The sequence below is a fragment of the Frondihabitans sp. PhB188 genome (assembly GCF_003752365.1).
GTDB lineage: Bacteria > Actinomycetota > Actinomycetes > Actinomycetales > Microbacteriaceae > Frondihabitans.
This window is the reverse complement of the sequence record NZ_RJUO01000006.1, coordinates 77551-92890: the sequence shown is the minus strand read 5'-3', so window position 1 is coordinate 92890 and position 15340 is coordinate 77551. Positions and strand designations below refer to the sequence as shown.

Genomic DNA, 15340 nt, shown 5'->3' with positions numbered 1-15340 from the left:
CATGAGCACCGACAACGCCACATCCGACACACACACGACGCACACCCAGGGGCGACATCACCCGGATCACCCGAAAACCACCGAGCCCGCCTGGACGATCGGAATCGACGTCACCCTGGTGCGGGCCGGATCCGGACCTCGGTACATCTCTGAAGACTGGCTCCCCATCCGCCACCTCCCCGACAACACCCTGCTCGTCGCGACCGCCGAACGTCACCAGGACGCCGCCCTGAAAGACGCCCTTTCAGACGAGTTCGAGACCACCGTCGTTTTCACCCGCGTGCCGCCCTGGCAATTGAAGAGCACCGTGCTGCGCCTGTTCGGCGACAAGGTCGCCGATGACGCCGCGAACGCCCTGTTCTACCGCAACCCCGAGCTCTCCGGTCGAATTGTGTTCTCCAGAGGCCAGAAGATCTCCGCCCTGGTCGTCGCGATCGTCCTGGTGGCTCTCGCGATCATCTGGCCGCGACAGACCGCGATCGGCGTGCTCGCGACGGTCAGCCTCGTGTTCCTGGCCGGCACCGCGTTTAAGTTCTTCGTCTCGCTGCAGGGTGCCCGTTTCGACGTCGTGGAGCGCATCACCGACACCGAGGTCGCCGAGCTCTCGGACGACGACCTGCCGGTCTACACGGTTCTGGTGCCCGTGTTCCACGAGGCGAACATCGTCGCGCAGCTGATCGATAACCTCGGCGGCCTCGACTACCCGGTGCACAAGCTGGAGGTGCTGATCCTCATCGAAGAGGAGGACCTCGAGACGCGCCAGGCCATCGAGAACGCCGAACCGCCGGCGCACTTCCACATCGTGACCGTGCCGAAGGGGCACCCGCAGACGAAGCCCCGCGCGTGCAACGTGGGCCTCTACCTCGCCTCGGGCAGCTACCTCGTGATCTATGACGCCGAAGACACCCCCGACCCCGACCAGCTCAAGAAGGCCCTCATCGCCTTCGACCGCGGCGGCGACGAAACCGTCTGCGTTCAAGCCGCCCTGAACTACTTCAACGCCACCGAGAACGCCCTCACCCGCATGTTCACCCTCGAGTACTCGTACTGGTTCGACTACATGCTCGCGGGCCTTGACCGCTCGAACCTCCCGATCCCCCTCGGCGGCACGTCGAACCACTTCCGCACCGAGGCGCTCATCGAGCTCGGCGGCTGGGACCCCTACAACGTGACCGAAGACGCCGACCTCGGCATCCGCGCCTCCGCCATCGGCTACCGCGTCGGCGTGATCAACTCCACGACGATGGAGGAAGCCAACACCTCCATCCCGAACTTCATCCGCCAGCGCTCGAGGTGGATCAAGGGCTACATGCAAACCACGCTCGTCCACGCCAGACGACCCGTCGCCCTGATCCGCGAGGTCGGGATCGTCCGGTTCCTTGCCTTCGCCCTCCTCATCGGAGGCACACCGGCCACGTTCCTCGGAGTAATCCCGTTTTATCTGGTCACCGCGGCGTCGCTGGCGATCCCAAGCACGGTCATCTCATCGGTGTTCCCCGCCTGGGTGCTCTGGATCTGCCTCTTCAACTTCCTCATCGGCAACGGCATCATGGTCTACCTCTCGATGATGGGGCCCTTCAAACGCGGAACGTTCAACCTGATCCTGTGGTCACTACTGAACCCGGTGTACTGGATCCTGCACTCCCTCGCCGCGTACAAAGGGCTCTGGCAGCTGCTCACCCGCCCGCACTACTGGGAAAAGACCGAACACGGACTTACCCAGCAATCAAATTGACGGTCGAAAACTCCTGAAAATCGTCAAAGGAATCTCATAACCAACCTGTCCCAAAACAGATTCGTTGCAGCACTCTTCCGCGGAGGGGCGCGGTGGCAGACACGTTCAGGGAGATGAGGCACGGGGGCCGTCAGCTTCGACACGGGGCCTCAAAACACGCTGACCACTCACTGGCAACGAATCACGCTACGGGCAGTTGTTGCTGGCCTCGTTGTGCTTTAGGTTGAGCGGTGGCGAGGAAGCCCGAATCTTCCTCAACTGTCTTCTCGAGGGGATTGGTATGTCGGGTGGGTCGCGTCCGGGTGCTGGTGCTGGTGCTGGTTGGTATCCGGATCCTTGTGGCGTTGCGGGCACCCGCTGGTGGGACGGCGTGAGGTGGACGGAGCTCGTCGCTCCCCCTGGTGGCCCTCACGCTGTCGCAGCGCTTGACTCCCAGAGGCCAAGGCTTGACGCGAGAACGCCGGTCTACGGCCCCCTGATCTGGCTGATTGTGCTGCTGCCCGTGGTGGTCTGGCCGCTGAGCTTGTCGTACCGGCCGACATTCCGGGTGATCGAGGTGGGCCCGACCAGCGTGCCGTCCGTCGACCCGGCATCGATCTACACACCCCAGTACATTGCCCTGCTTGCGGCGGGTTTCGTTCTCTTCGGGATCAGCGTGGTGCTGGCGTGGGGCGATTACCGGCGCCTCGCCCAGGTTGGCGTCATACGCCTCTTCCACTGGGCATGGGGGCTTCTCTCGTCGCCGGTGTACGTAATTGGACGCTCGGTGATCGTGCGCCGCGTCGCTCCAGGGCGGGGGTTGTGGCCCGTGTGGGTGTTCATCGCTATTGAGGTCGTCGGGCTGGTGCTCAGTGCCGTCACTGCCGTCAGCTACGCCCAGCAGTTGACCAACCTCATCAGGCCCGAATCGTGAGACGGTTTGTTTAGGATCCTCGAGTGCGGCTCGTAACGGCAGCGCTTGGCGCTTTGTCTCGGTTTGCGACGCGTATCGACCAGGTCCGAACGGCTGTCTGGCCAAACGGCGGCTTCCTACTTCTGAGCCTCTCCCAGCTTGCACTCCTGCCCGATCAGCCGACCCTGCTCGGCATCGGCGTACGGGTAGCGGTCTGCACTGTCTTCGCGGTGGCACTGGGATGGGCCGTCCACGTCCGAATACGGCGAGTTCCCGTCATGCGAGAGCTCATCCTCGAAGGGCAGCGGCGATTTGCTGGGATCGCCTCCCCCGCCGACTAGCGTTCCCACCAGCCTCACCCCACATTCCTTTCCGAAGAAAGCACCCTCATGTTCGTTTTTGCCCTGATCTGCCTCGTCGCGGGCGTCATCGCCCTCGTTCTCGCCCGCCGCTACCGAGCAAGCCAGCTTGCCACTGCCGCGGGCAGCGACGCACCGGCTCCCGATAAGGCAGGAAACCGCATCGCTCTTGGCGCGGGCGCGCTCCTCGTGATCCTCGGCCTGGTGCTGGGGGTGACCTCGTCCGTGTACGCGCAAGACGCTGGCGAGGCGCGCGTGATCCGCAGTTTCACCGGGCAGATCGTCGGTCAGACGACGTCGACCGGGTTGCACGTTAAGGCCCCGTGGGATTCGACGGTGAACTTCAACATCCGCAACCAGACCGTCACCTACATCAACCCCACCGAGGGCAGCAACAGCGACAACAACGGCGGTGTCCGCACGGGGCCTTACATCACCGTCCAGGACAAGGACGGGGTTTCCGAGAACGTGTCGATAACCGTCCGGTACTCCATCCGGCCGGCGTCGGTCACGACCATCTACACGTCGTTCCGCGACGAAGAGAACTTCAAGACCTCCTTCATCACCCAGGATGTCCGTGCGGTCGTGCGGGAAGTCCCGAACAACTACTCCACCCTCGATGTCCTGACGAAACGGGCCGAGATCGAAACGAGTATCGAAAAGGCGCTGACGAAGCGGTGGGCCGATACCGGTGTCGAGGTGAACTCGATCAGCCTGCAGGAAATCCAAGCACCGGCGGCGGTCACGGAAAGCTACGCCGAAGCCCAGCAGGCGCAAATCGATGTCACCAAACAGCAAGCGAAACTGGACGCCACGAAAGTCAGCGCGCAGCAGGCCGTCGTCACCGCCCAGGCTAATGCGAAAGCGAATGATTTGCTGACCAAATCTCTGTCAAGCCAGGTCCTCACCCAGCATTACATCGACGCCCTCCAAGCCTCCGCTGACAAGGGCGGGCTGATCGTGGTCCCGAACGGGTCCTCGCCGCTAATCAACATTCCCGACGCAAGCAAGTAGTCGTCCACAACGATACGTCGCCCGGATGAGCCCTCGCGGCAAGCCAGCTTCCGTGGACATCGTCGACGACGTCGACACCAGACGGTTGGTCGACCGCACCGCGAAGGGTCTCACCACATACGCCATCATCCCGAAAATGCTCCCGACAACGACCGGCAACTAGCGCCTCGGCGAACGGCACCACATCGTGGGACCCGCAGGCCACCCCCTGCCTACGCTGTGGCACGCAAATCCTCGCGACCGCCCAGCTCCCCGACGACCCCGAACAGTGCCGCACCTGGCGGAGCCCGCACTGCCAACCCAGACCTGAGCACCCAGTCCATACCCTTTGCGCCAAAGGTGCAACCAGCATGGCGAAGTCGCCCTGTATGGAGAAGTTTGGACCCGGCTGGCCTGGCTAGCGCCGACCACACGGAATGATACTTTTCTGGGGGCACGAGTCATGCAAGCCCAATGACCAGACGGGGACTGATCGTGGAATCCGAGCTCTCAGGCAGGCGCTTCCGCGCGAGGAAATACCTCCGGCCCGACGTCACGACCCTGCCCGACGTCACGCGCCATTTCTCGTGCGCGTTCGCGGCGACACTGACCACCTCGCTCGACGCACTCCGGGGAGAGGCAAACGCCCGGACTAAGCACGCGAAATGCACCGCGCAGTGACCGATCCGACCCGCCGTTCCCGCCCCGAGCACACCGGCGTTCCGGCACCGCTTCTTCGTCGTATGCCCTTCGCCGTCTGGGCAGCCGTCGGCCTGTTCGTCATGACGATGACGCTCTGGACCGTGGCCATGCCCACCTACCGCCCGGCTGACGAGTACGACCACGTGTCGGCCGTGCTGTCGTGGGAAGAAGACCACGAATGGCCAGGGTTCAAGGAACTCCGCCTTCAAGACTCGGTCGTCGAGTCGCTCGAGATCAGCGGCCTCCGCACCTCCACGCCACCCATCGTGATCCGGCCGTCGCTGAGCGTCGACAATGCCACGGCACGACCCGAGCGACCCACTTTCGACGAACTCGGGTCCGGCACCGTGCCCAAGATCGACAAGGCCGGCCAGCACCCACCGCTCTACTACATCCTGCTCGGCTCCATCGCCTCGATCCTGCCGGGCTGGATGTCGTGGGATCTCGAGGTCTGGGTCTTCCGAATCGTGTCCGTGATCCTGATGGCACCCTTACCCCTCCTCGCGGCCGCGCTCGCCCGCCGGCTCGGCGCCGGCCCAAAGCTCACCTCCGCCGCGGCGTTTTCCCTGCTGGCCGTGCCCCAGTTAGCGGTCGGCGGGGGCGCCGTCAACAACGACAACCTCCTCAACGCGGCCGGCGCATGGCTCGCCCTCGGAACCGCACTCGTCCTCACCGGCGACCTCCGCAAACGCACCGCGCTGTGGATGGGACTGGTCTCTGCTGTTGCTCTCCTGACGAAGGCCTGGTCGCTGCCGCTGTTCGCGGTCGTCTGCCTGATCTACGTCGTGAGCACTGTCCGGACCCGATCGATCAGACGGGGTGCGACGGCGCTCGCGCTGTTCGTCTGCGCGTCCGCGCTAGGGGGATGGTGGTGGGTCAGAAACTACCTCATCTACGGCGCAGTCCAACCAGCCGGTCACCACAGCTCGCTCGACACACCCCTCAGCTCGAACGCGACGGTCGCTTTGGTGAAAGAACAATTCCTTGAGGTCTTCCCCACCCGGTTCTGGTCGATGCTGTCCATCAAATACGGCCTCAACGCCTTCCCCCTCTGGGTGCCCGCCGTGCTCTCGGTCACACTCCTTGGGACTTTTGCGCTGACGCTCCTTCTCTCGCCGGCCGTCGGCGTCCGGCGCTCCGACGTCGCCCTGCTGCTCCTCCCGGCCGGCTGACCTTCGTCATCCTCCTCGACGAGGTCTAGAAACTGACGTCGCACACCGGGCAAGCAGCCGGCATCCAAGGCCGCTACCTGTACTCCTGGATCGTGCCGCTGCTCGTCATCTCCGTTCTTGGAGTCGCTGCCCTCGCGAGGCTCATCGGGCGCCGCATCTCGGCGCTCACCTCCCGCGAAGCCGGAACCGACCGGGGAGACCTAGTCGTCCTCGTGCTCGTCGCAGCGTTCGGCATTCTTTACACGCTTGCAAGCCTCGGCCGCGGGATCAGCTACGCATTCGGCGAAGGGCGCTGGTCAAACCCCCTACGCGCACTCCCCCACATCACCGCATGGGCACCCATCCCCGCCGCAGGAACCACCGCGATCGTCGCACTCTTCGCGGCAGCCCTCCTGTTAGCCGTCGCCGCCCTTGCCCGCCCAGCGTCACGGTTCTGCCGCAGCGGCATATAAGCACGTGGACGAACCGCTTCCCCCAGGGAAGCTTGCATCAAGCGCCTCGTTACCTGCGCCGTTTCGCAGAACCGGACCGGCCATCGGGGACGCCGTCACTTCCGAGGACAAGCGTCGATACCGTCTTCGTCAGATGACAAAGTAAAGGGCCCCGAGTGACTGCGAGGACCTCTGCTGTTGAAATCGGCGTCATTCTCTTTTCCCTCCCGCCTGGGGACGTGGCAGCCGAGTGGACCGAATCCTGTTTCGCAGTTCGCGAGGTTGGACCAAGGTGGGGTGACCCTCGCATGTGCGGATTCAAGGAAGCAGAGGCCATCGGCCTTGATGGGGCTTGCACCGACGTCTTCGCCAGCACCTTCTGACCGGCATACGCCGTCAGCTTGGCGGTCGCGGAGTCCGGGCTTGCGCGCGCGTTTTGGGGGTGCCCGCGGTGGAGGATCCTCGTGAGACTGGGTAGATGGCCTGTCGGTCGGCGCCGCCGTGTGAGCACCGCCCAGGCCGGAGCCGCACGAGGGGATTTGTTCATGTATGAGTTGCTGCGACCAGTGATGAAAGCCTGGTATGCCACGGAAATGAGGGCTGGTGGTTCGTCGCCGAAACCGTTGGATGACCCAACGGTCCGTGCCACCCAGCCCGACGCTGACAATGTTCTCTTGGTCGGTAACGGGCCGCTGCACGGGTGGGGTGTCCTCACCCACCAGATCTCGATCACGGGTCACCTCGCCCATGAAACCCATGCCGAAACCGGGCGCCCGTGTTCGGTGCATTACATCGGCGACGAAACCATGACGGTGGCTTCTACCCGGGCGTGGATTGGCACCCATGACCTAACCCAGTACGACGCGGTCGTGCTTGTTCTCGGGATGAACGACGCCGTGCGACTGACACCGCTCAAGGCCTGGGCGCAGCAGTACCGGGCGTTGTTAGAGTTCCTGTCTTCCGGAATCAAACCCGGCGCCCGAATGATTGTCGCCGGAACGCAACCCGTACGCTCCGTTACACCGTTCAACAAAGCGCTGGGGAACGTGGCCGAGTTCCATGCGGGCCGGATGAACAAAATCCTCGAAGACATCACCGACGACTTCTCCGCAGTCACCTTCTTCCGCCTCCCGGAACCGACCATGGACCCGGAGATGCCCCTCGGCTCCTCGTGCGTGTACAAGGCATGGGCCAACAGCATTGCCACGCACCTTGCCCCGGCACTGGACCTTGGCCGCGGCACCGACCCGGCACCACGCACACCCCTGCCGGAAACGACACACGCCTGGTCCGGTGCGAAGACTCTCATCGACCAGGCCGCCCGGGGCGGGTCTGATGAACTGCAACGCCTCGCCGCCCTCGCCCAGAACACCTTCTCCGTGGACCTTGCCGGTGTCTCGTTGATCGACGGAGATCGGGTGTGGTTCGCCGTGAACACCGCCGTGCTCCCGAAGTCGGCTCCGGCGGAGCTGGTGTACTGCAACACCGTCGTTCAACAACGAGCACCCCTTGTCGTTCCCGACGCACAAAAAGATCCCCGCTTCAGAGGGAACGCATTCATCGACATCACCGGGATGGACTTTTACGCCGGCCACCCCCTCACCTCCACTACCGGAGAAACCATCGGCACGTTCTGCCTCTTCAACTCCACGCCCCGACCGGACACCGCAGTGTCGATGGAGGCCCTGAAAATGATTGCTGTGCAAGCCGAAACTGAGCTCCGTCGTTACGAAACGACCCCGCAACCGTCGGATCAGTAGAGCCTAATCAGCCGTAGGCTTGATGTCGTGTCAGGGGTGGTACCTCCGACACACGGCTCGACCCGGAGACTCCACTGATCCGGTCTCTTCCGCGGAACAGCCGCGGGGTCTCCCGCCCGGGCAGGAGACCCCGCACTCCCCGGACCACCAGTTCCGTGCGACGCCGCGGGCGCTCGGAGCACTGTTGCATCCTGCAATATTTTGACTTCTCGTGGGCAGGCCCCGACCCCGAGGGTCGGCCCGAGGGCACCCTTTCGCAATAATCGGGGACCTTGTCAATGCCGGCTGCGCCCTCTGGGTTAGTTGCGCGGCTCTACTTCAGGGAGGTGCGGAATGAGGGCGTCCCCGAGGGTGCGGAGGGTTTTCGAGGCGGTGCGGAGGGCCGGTCCGGTGAACACCCCGTCGAATGCGGTCTGGTACACGTCCCTGACGTGGTGCACAGCATCCGTTCCGGCGTCGGTGAGGTGCAGTAGTTGGCTGCGTCGGTCCGTGGGGTGGGGTCGGCGTTCGAGGTGCCCGGACTTTTCGAGCCGATCAACCATCGCGGTAATCGATCCGGTGGTGTGCTCGAGAAGAGTCGCGAGGTCCCGTGGGGAGACGTTGTCGGTGCGGAACAGATACAGCAGCACCCGCAAATCCGTGGGCCCGAGCTCCAGCTCAGTAGATAGGTGTGTGCTCATGCGCAAATTTTGTGCCTGGAGGTGTTGATAGGCGCCGAGGAGGTCGAGAAGGTCTGCTTCGTCGACGTCGACCGGGGTGCGGGCAGAAGTTGTGTCCATGGTGGGGTCCTGATCCGGTGTGCCGCCGGGGGTGGGGTTGTGGTTATTGGCCGGCGGCGTAGTGGTTGCTGATCTGCTGTGCGGTGAGGACGGTGGAGTAGACGGCGGCGTACCGCATCTGTCCGGTGAAGTAGTAGTTGCTGGAAGTGCCCGGCCAACCGGAGATGGTGTCGTAGCCGACCCGGAAATACCCTGTCGCGTTCTCCGGGGCGGTGTAGTTCGCGTTGGAGGCCACGAGGGCCCCATCGACGTAGAGGCGCATACCGGTAGAGGCGGACATGGTCGAGGCGACGTGGTGCCAGGAGCCGTCGTTATACGCCTTCGGTGACGTGACGACCTGAACGGCTGAGTTGTAGGTGCCGAAAACGAGCTTCCCTGATGTGTTCAGGTAGATCTGCCGGTCGTGTTGACCGGAAGAGCTCACCTGGTTGCTGCCGAAACCGATCAGCAGGCCACCTGCAACGGTGGTTTTGAACCACACTTCTTCGCTGAAGGTGGTCGGGTTCGCATACGAGGTCGGGGTGGAGACGAAGCTGCTGCTGCCGTTGAGCACGTAGGCGCCGCCGACATCTCTCGAGCACGCAATCGGGGTGGTCGTGCTGGTGGTCATGGTGCCCTGGTAGGTGCCGTTGGCCGAGTTGCCGTCGCTGTCGACCGCGGTCGTCGATCCGGATGCTTCGTTGAGGTAGTACTGGAACAGGGAACCCGATGTGTCTGCAGCTTCCGCCGACGAGCATTTAAAGTACGGGGCCGTGGCGGCGGTGTTCGTGCCGTTATTGATTTTCGCGGTGAACCCAGCGATCGCAAATGGAGTCGCACCCGAGACGGCCCATACTGCAGCCACTGTGAGCGCAGCGACGCCGGCCACCAAGAACCCGAGTCGGACCCGGGACGGGCGTTCCCGACGACCGTTGGTCTGGCTGGGCCTGCCGGTCACGCGGCGGTCTCTTCTTGTGCGGGGAGTCCGATGATCATCGTCCACAGCAATGGCAGGGAGCACACCCCGATGAGGATGACCCAGCCCCAGAACCCGAGGTGCAGGCCGGTGGAAAGGCTGTAGAACGCCTGATGCGCAGACGCGGGAACGGTGACGTGTCCGACCTGCCCGGTGAGGAGATCCGCGTGGGTGCCGTGGACCGCCTGGACCCGGATGGGGAGAAGGCCGGTGGAGACGACGGTGGCGCCGGGGTGGCCGCCGGTCGTGGTGACTTGCTCCACAACAACCCCGGTGAATGGCTTTAACACGAACGCGGCGACGGAAACCGCAAGAGACATCCCGGAAATTCGGTAGGCGCTTCTCCGGGTGGCGTTTGTCACTCGGGAGGTGGTGAGGAACACGATGACGATGCCAAGGAGGACGATCGGCAGGCCGCGAATCAGCCAGCCCAGCCCGGGAAGGATCGTGGTTGCTTTCCCGACGAGGTTCTGGTCGTTCAGCTGCCACGGGTCGGTGGCCCCGTTGATATCACCTCGGGTGGTGAGGAGACCGGCCTTGCTGATCTTGATGATCCGGTGCGTGTAGGTTTCCGCGGTGTCGGTGGGCGGGTGGAAGGCGACCACGTCCCCGACATGCAGGTCCGCCACGGTGGTGGGGGTGGTGAGAACGAGGCTGCCGACCGGGGCTGCCGTTCCCATCGACGGGGTCTTGACGATGAACCAGGACCCACCGTGGAAGTGAAACAGCAACGCGGCAGCTACCAACGTCGTTGCGACTACGGCCACCAACGCAGAAACAACCGTGACTAAGACGCTTCGTCGAGGCCGCGGGGTGATCTGCTCGAGGCTGATTGGCTGCGGCGGAAGCGTGACCGACGTCGCGTCGGGACGAACCACCGTCGACGCGGGTGTCGCGTCTTTCGGGGTGGTGTCTCGAATGTCCGTCACAGTGATCAGCCCGTTTCATGAAGGTGGGGCAGGAGCTCCGATTCGGCGGAGCCCCTGCCCGTGAGGTGGGGGTGCTTGAGGTTTAGCTGGCGTAGTTCCAGACGAGGGGCAGCGACGCCTGCAGGCCCTGGTAGGTGTTCCCTGCGGAGGAAGCGAGGGTCACGGCGAAGCTGAAGCCGGTGGTGCCTCCGGCGGCGACAGCGGGGAGGGTGTAGGTAGACGAGCCGGCGAGAGCGGCGAGCGTGCCCGTGTAGACGACCGTGTTGGCGGTGGTGTTGGTGATCACGACGGAGAGCTTCGCACAGAGGTCGGTGGCGGTGCCGTTGGCGCTACCCGAGTTCGACTGGGCGCAGGTGGCGCCGGGGGTCAGGGTGAAGGTGCTCGCGGCGACGGTGCCGGTGTTCTTGATGGTGATCGCGGTGGTGACCGTCTGGCCGGGGATCATCGTGGTCGATCCGCCGAACTTATTGATCGTGGCGCAGGTGGCGGTGTTGTTCGACACCGAGCCGCCATCGGTGGAGGTGCAGGTGACCGTGGCGCCGGAGTTCTGCTCCTGCATGGTCAGGGCGCCGGTGGCGGCCGTGTTGGTGGAGTTGGTGATCTGCGCGGCGAAACCCGACAGGGTGCCCGTCATCGTGACCGACAGCAGCACAGCGGCGAGGACGCCGGTTGCCAGGGCGATCGGGGCGAAACGGATCCGCTTGACCTTGAGAGGGGTGAGGTTCGACACGGGGTGGACTCCTGAAAGTGGGTGGAACGCGAAGTAGTGGTAGAAGGTGACCTGTTCGACTATCGGTTGACTTTTGCGTCTTGTTAGTCGTTTCCCAGGTGGTTCTGTGGTGCGTTAGCTCAATTGTGAATTAGTTTGATGGGAGAGCCAAGTCCCCTCTTAGGGGGTCTACCCCGAACCGGAACCGCGTCTTTACCCTGAGGTCGCGGCCACGGATGGCCCACCCGACCCAGAGAGCCCATGGATGACCTCCCCCACAACAACTCAGAAACCCGCCCCTACCGATCCGGCAGGCATCACCGCTGCTGTGACGGCACTGACCACCGCACTCGTGGAGATCGATGCCTCGCACCGCCGGATCCGGCACCGCCTCGCCCACGACCTTGGGTTCTCTACCGGTGAGCTCACCGCGATCTATCTCGTCGGAACCACCGAAAACTGCACCCCGAAGCATCTCTCGGGAGAGCTCGATCTCTCGACAGGCGCCATCACGGCGATGGTGGATCGGCTCGAGAAGTCCGGTCACCTGGAACGGCGCGTCCACCCCACCGATCGGCGCAGTCAGCTTCTTGCCGTCACCACTGCTGGGCGGGAGACGAACGATGCCATCCTCGGCCTGTATAACTCGGCCATCGAGGACGTGGTCAAGAACTCTCCCTGCGTGTTCGATGCCGGCTTGATCGATTGCCTGCGTCACGCCGCCACCGCAATCGACACCGCCGCCACCGCGGCCTGACGAGCCACAAGATTCCCCTCCCTGAGTTCCGCCCGAGCCTGACCGGGCAAACTCCTACCTGCGCGTCTCCGAAGCTTCTTCATCAGTGGCGTCCACGCGCGGCACGCTTTGAGGGAACAATGACGATCGCTATTTCGGACATGGCATTGCCCGGGACGCCCGGCACCGCAAAACAGGTGCAGCTCGGGCCGTGCGCCTTGGAGATCGTGTGCATCACGGACCGGTGCTGGGACGTCGTGGAACGCCTCGGGGGAATCCGGGTGAACCACGGCCGCCTGGTGTTTCACGGCCGTCACTACACCGTCGAGGTTCCCGGCGGGGCACAGTCCTCCGCCGTGAAGTGGGAAAAAGCCCTCCGCCAACACCTGCACATCCGGTAACCGGACCCATGGGTGAAACGCCAAGCGGCTCCCGGCAGTGATGCCGGGAGCCGCTCAAGCGGTGTCCCACTGGTGAAGCGTTCGATGAGAAACGCAGGCGGGACACACCCATTCAGGCCGTGCCGCTCCGAGGATGAAGCGGGCGGCCCGAACGGGTACTGTTGACGTCCCGCGCGGTGCCCTCCCACGTGGAGGCCACACCCGGGACCGTTGATGCTGCGCACCGGATCCCCACCCGGTGCGGGTCCAGTCTTTATGGCAGCGCCGCGATGGGCAAGAGGGCCAGCCCACCCAGAACAGGGGCCGTCCCGTGTCATAGTATTCCGCCGTGAGGCGACGCGGGCCCGTCTTCGGCGATGCCATCACGTGGAGACGGTGTTCGACGGTGGTGTTGAATGCGGGCATGGATCTGGATGCGAAATGGTGGTCGATGTATCGCCATCTCGACACGTTCGTCCGGGAGCGGGTTCACGCTGACGCGCCCCGGAGCTGCCGAATGCCCTCTGGTGAGGCTGTAGGTGCGTGGCTGCACCGGCAGAGGACTCTGCACAGGCAGGGCGTTCTCGCCACGGAGCGGGAAGAAGCCCTGACAGCCCTGGGGGTGACATGGCGCATCGCCTCTCGCCGACGTGATGCTCTGGCAGAAATCGATGTTTTTTCCCAGCATCACGGCCACGTGAATGTGCCGGCCGACTTCGTCACCTCCGCCGGATTTGCATTGGGAACGTGGGTGCAAAGCCGACGAGCGCAGTACGCCCGCGACTCCCACCACACGGTGCAGCTGTGGCCCGAGCTCGACGGGATCGGATTCTCCTGGACCGCGAAACCGGGACCCGACGTCGTATGGGCTCAGGGTCTTTCCGCCCTTGCGGCCTACCGCAACGATCACGGAGACAGCCTGGTCCCGGCATGGTGGGTGAGCGACGGGTTTCCGCTGGGCCGGTGGCTCGACACGCGCCGCACCGAATATCGTGCCGGCCGGCTGGACCCTGACCGTGTCGACGCGCTCGAACAATTGGATGTGCTCTGGCGGCTGAAGACCGTGACTGACACGGTCGGTCGCGAAGCCCGCGAGTGGGCGCATTTCCTTCTCCTCGCCTCCCTGCTGCGCCAGTACCAAAACTCGCACGGGCACACGCGAATGCCCATCCGGTACACCACACCCGACGGAACACACCTCGGACGTTGGTTGCACCGCCAACGCACACAGCTTCGGGAAGGCCGCCTCAGCACCGAACGGCTCCGCACCCTCGATACGATCGACCCCGACTGGAACAACACCCCGCATTCCCACTGAGCTCCACGGCACGCCCACCCAGGCCCTCACCTGCACTGTGAAGGCTTTTACAACTATGACCGGTGCCCTGTGCACCCCGAACTGGGCGTTCGACACCTGACACTGGTCGGTTTAGCGTTCACCTATGACTGATCTGGCAGCCTCCCCCTTCTCGCCCCCGGCACCAGCGACCTCAGCAGGGCCCGCCTTCGTTCACCTGTCCGGGGACACCCAGATGCGGTTGCGCATCATTCAGGGCGCCATCAGCATGTTCCACCGGTTCGCGTTCCACGACGCCTCCTTCGACCTCGTCGCCGCATCCGCAAAGGTCACCGTCGGCGAGGTCACCGACCATTTCCCCACCTGGGAAGGGCTCCTGGTGGCCACCATCGACTACTGGAACGGTCAGAGGATGCGGCCCATCCTCCCCCTCGCCCAGCAACACGGCGCCGTAATGTTCCTCCGCGGCATTGTCCAAGCCAATATCGAAGACCCGTCACTGATGCGGCTCCTGTCGGCCACCGTCAACATCGCCGCGACACCGGAGCACCCGATGGCGTCGTTCCTGCACCAGGAATGGCACCGGTTCCACCTCATGGTCGCCCAGCAACTCACCGCCGATATCCGCGCCGGACGAGAGCCCGCGACGATGGAACCCGCCCGCGGCGCCGAGCAGCTCATCGCCCTCTACGAAGGCCTGCAACTGCAATCCATGGTCCGCCCCGCCATGAACCTCCTCGAAGCATACGACCGAGCCGTGACCCGGATGCGCGCCGGGTGGACCCGCGAATACATCGCCCCCGTCTGGGACCTCGACAGCCACTGACCAACTGAGAGACTGCTCTCGCGTCGGCGGTGTTGAAGGGCGGGCCTTGTGCGGGGTGCACGGTGCGGTCTACCGTGACCTCGACACCTCCGACCCGGGGTGTCGAACCGCCACCGGCGAAGACCCGAACTGTACCCGAAAACGTGTCGGCTCCGCGTGTCCACGTGCACCCGTTCGGGGACAAGCGTCCTCACCGAGCGGAATCGTTCTGCCCCTGGATCGGGTGTCCGCCAAGACGCCGACTAGGCAGGCTCCGGATCCGGTTTTACCGTCAAGTGTCCGGCATCGCCTTGGGTGGGCGTGCCGTTGATCAGGTTGGTGCGGTGCTGGCGACTTCGGGTGACGCCAGCACCCCACTCATCCCACCCGCCGTTGCAGCTCAAATCAGTGGAACCCCGGCGAGGACGCGGATGCCCTCACCGGTCACCGCGTCGAAAGTTTGATAAGGCCGCAGCCTAGGAAACAGCACAACTTGAGTTGCATGCGACAACATCATCGTGGAGGGCATATGACGATGTACCTTTTCGACTCGCATGGAACGTGGATCGCGTATCTCGAGAGCGAGTCCAGTGCGCATGTGTTCGATCCATAAGGTGGGTGGATCGGATGGCGCCCATTCGGCGACGGCGACGTCTGGGATCAGGCCACCCGCACCTATCTCGGCACCATCATCGGGAACCGGCTC

Annotated in this window: 15 protein-coding genes and 1 pseudogene; 12 read left to right on the top strand and 4 right to left on the bottom strand. The window is 64.1% G+C overall.

From position 1 onward, the window contains the following. The first annotated feature begins 1 nt into the window (after position 1). From EDF46_RS17040 to EDF46_RS17010, 8 genes and pseudogenes are all read left to right on the top strand, one after another. On the top strand, positions 2–1735 hold the full coding sequence (locus tag EDF46_RS17040) for a glycosyltransferase (protein ID WP_123507723.1): 1734 nt from the start codon (positions 2–4) through the stop codon (positions 1733–1735). Positions 1736–2015: 280 nt separating this feature from the next. Next, a pseudogene (locus EDF46_RS18980) lies at positions 2016–2135 on the top strand (DUF2510 domain-containing protein); the annotation flags it as partial. Positions 2136–2225: 90 nt separating this feature from the next. Next, positions 2226–2648 carry a hypothetical protein gene (locus tag EDF46_RS18800; protein WP_233580095.1) on the top strand — a complete coding sequence of 141 codons (423 nt, stop codon included), beginning with the start codon at positions 2226–2228 and terminating at the stop codon, positions 2646–2648. Positions 2649–3016: 368 nt separating this feature from the next. Further along, on the top strand, positions 3017–4000 hold the full coding sequence (locus EDF46_RS17025) for a prohibitin family protein (protein ID WP_123507717.1): 984 nt from the start codon (positions 3017–3019) through the stop codon (positions 3998–4000). Between the two features lie 474 nt (positions 4001–4474). After that, complete coding sequence (locus tag EDF46_RS18435) at positions 4475–4660, top strand: hypothetical protein (protein ID WP_158614300.1); 186 nt, start codon at positions 4475–4477, stop codon at positions 4658–4660. Continuing rightward, positions 4657–5853, top strand: a complete 1197-nt coding sequence (locus EDF46_RS17020) for a DUF2142 domain-containing protein (RefSeq protein ID WP_158614299.1) — start codon at positions 4657–4659, stop codon at positions 5851–5853. Before EDF46_RS18435 ends, EDF46_RS17020 begins: the two co-directional genes overlap by 4 nt. 92 nt (positions 5854–5945) lie before the next feature. Continuing rightward, on the top strand, positions 5946–6305 hold the full coding sequence (locus EDF46_RS17015; RefSeq protein WP_123507713.1) for a hypothetical protein: 360 nt from the start codon (positions 5946–5948) through the stop codon (positions 6303–6305). Positions 6306–6829: 524 nt separating this feature from the next. Next, a complete protein-coding gene (locus EDF46_RS17010; protein WP_123507711.1) occupies positions 6830–8044 on the top strand; it encodes a GAF domain-containing protein in 1215 nt (404 codons plus the stop codon). A gap of 299 nt (positions 8045–8343) precedes the next feature. On the opposite strand, the gene EDF46_RS17005 is transcribed toward EDF46_RS17010, so the two are convergent. From EDF46_RS17005 to EDF46_RS16990, 4 genes are all read right to left on the bottom strand, one after another. Beyond that, positions 8344–8823 (bottom strand): MarR family winged helix-turn-helix transcriptional regulator, encoded by a 480-nt coding sequence (locus tag EDF46_RS17005; RefSeq protein ID WP_199738317.1) that lies wholly within the window; start codon positions 8821–8823, stop codon positions 8344–8346. A 43-nt stretch (positions 8824–8866) separates the two neighbouring features. Further along, the gene (locus EDF46_RS17000; RefSeq protein ID WP_233580094.1) at positions 8867–9760 is read right to left on the bottom strand and encodes a LamG domain-containing protein; all 894 of its coding nucleotides are present in this window, start codon (positions 9758–9760) and stop codon (positions 8867–8869) included. Beyond that, positions 9757–10707 (bottom strand): signal peptidase I, encoded by a 951-nt coding sequence (locus tag EDF46_RS16995; RefSeq protein ID WP_158614298.1) that lies wholly within the window; start codon positions 10705–10707, stop codon positions 9757–9759. The genes EDF46_RS17000 and EDF46_RS16995 overlap by 4 nt, the downstream gene beginning before the upstream one ends. 82 nt (positions 10708–10789) lie before the next feature. Further along, on the bottom strand, positions 10790–11437 hold the full coding sequence (locus tag EDF46_RS16990; protein WP_123507705.1) for a hypothetical protein: 648 nt from the start codon (positions 11435–11437) through the stop codon (positions 10790–10792). Between the two features lie 244 nt (positions 11438–11681). Here EDF46_RS16990 and EDF46_RS16985 point away from each other — a divergent pair, with 244 nt between their 5' ends. The 4 genes from EDF46_RS16985 (at position 11682) to EDF46_RS16970 (ending at position 14655) form a co-directional block, all read left to right on the top strand. After that, positions 11682–12173 carry a MarR family winged helix-turn-helix transcriptional regulator gene (locus EDF46_RS16985; RefSeq protein ID WP_123507703.1) on the top strand — a complete coding sequence of 164 codons (492 nt, stop codon included), beginning with the start codon at positions 11682–11684 and terminating at the stop codon, positions 12171–12173. 119 nt (positions 12174–12292) lie between these two features. Then, positions 12293–12553 (top strand): hypothetical protein, encoded by a 261-nt coding sequence (locus tag EDF46_RS16980; protein ID WP_123507701.1) that lies wholly within the window; start codon positions 12293–12295, stop codon positions 12551–12553. A 403-nt stretch (positions 12554–12956) separates the two neighbouring features. Beyond that, positions 12957–13850, top strand: a complete 894-nt coding sequence (locus EDF46_RS16975; protein ID WP_123507699.1) for a helicase associated domain-containing protein — start codon at positions 12957–12959, stop codon at positions 13848–13850. A gap of 124 nt (positions 13851–13974) precedes the next feature. Continuing rightward, on the top strand, positions 13975–14655 hold the full coding sequence (locus tag EDF46_RS16970) for a TetR/AcrR family transcriptional regulator (RefSeq protein ID WP_123507697.1): 681 nt from the start codon (positions 13975–13977) through the stop codon (positions 14653–14655). The last annotated feature ends 685 nt before the right edge of the window (positions 14656–15340 follow it).

Excerpts from the sequence above, each read along its gene's own strand:
- EDF46_RS17005 (WP_199738317.1), bottom strand. The coding sequence starts at position 8,823 with ATGGACACAACTTCTGCCCGCACCCCGGTCGACGTCGACGAAGCAGAC.
- EDF46_RS16975 (WP_123507699.1), top strand. The coding sequence starts at position 12,957 with ATGGATCTGGATGCGAAATGGTGGTCGATGTATCGCCATCTCGACACG.
- EDF46_RS16985 (WP_123507703.1), top strand. The coding sequence starts at position 11,682 with ATGACCTCCCCCACAACAACTCAGAAACCCGCCCCTACCGATCCGGCA.
- EDF46_RS16970 (WP_123507697.1), top strand. The coding sequence starts at position 13,975 with ATGACTGATCTGGCAGCCTCCCCCTTCTCGCCCCCGGCACCAGCGACC.
- EDF46_RS17040 (WP_123507723.1), top strand. The coding sequence starts at position 2 with ATGAGCACCGACAACGCCACATCCGACACACACACGACGCACACCCAG.
- EDF46_RS17025 (WP_123507717.1), top strand. The coding sequence starts at position 3,017 with ATGTTCGTTTTTGCCCTGATCTGCCTCGTCGCGGGCGTCATCGCCCTC.
- EDF46_RS16980 (WP_123507701.1), top strand. The coding sequence starts at position 12,293 with ATGACGATCGCTATTTCGGACATGGCATTGCCCGGGACGCCCGGCACC.
- EDF46_RS17010 (WP_123507711.1), top strand. The coding sequence starts at position 6,830 with ATGTATGAGTTGCTGCGACCAGTGATGAAAGCCTGGTATGCCACGGAA.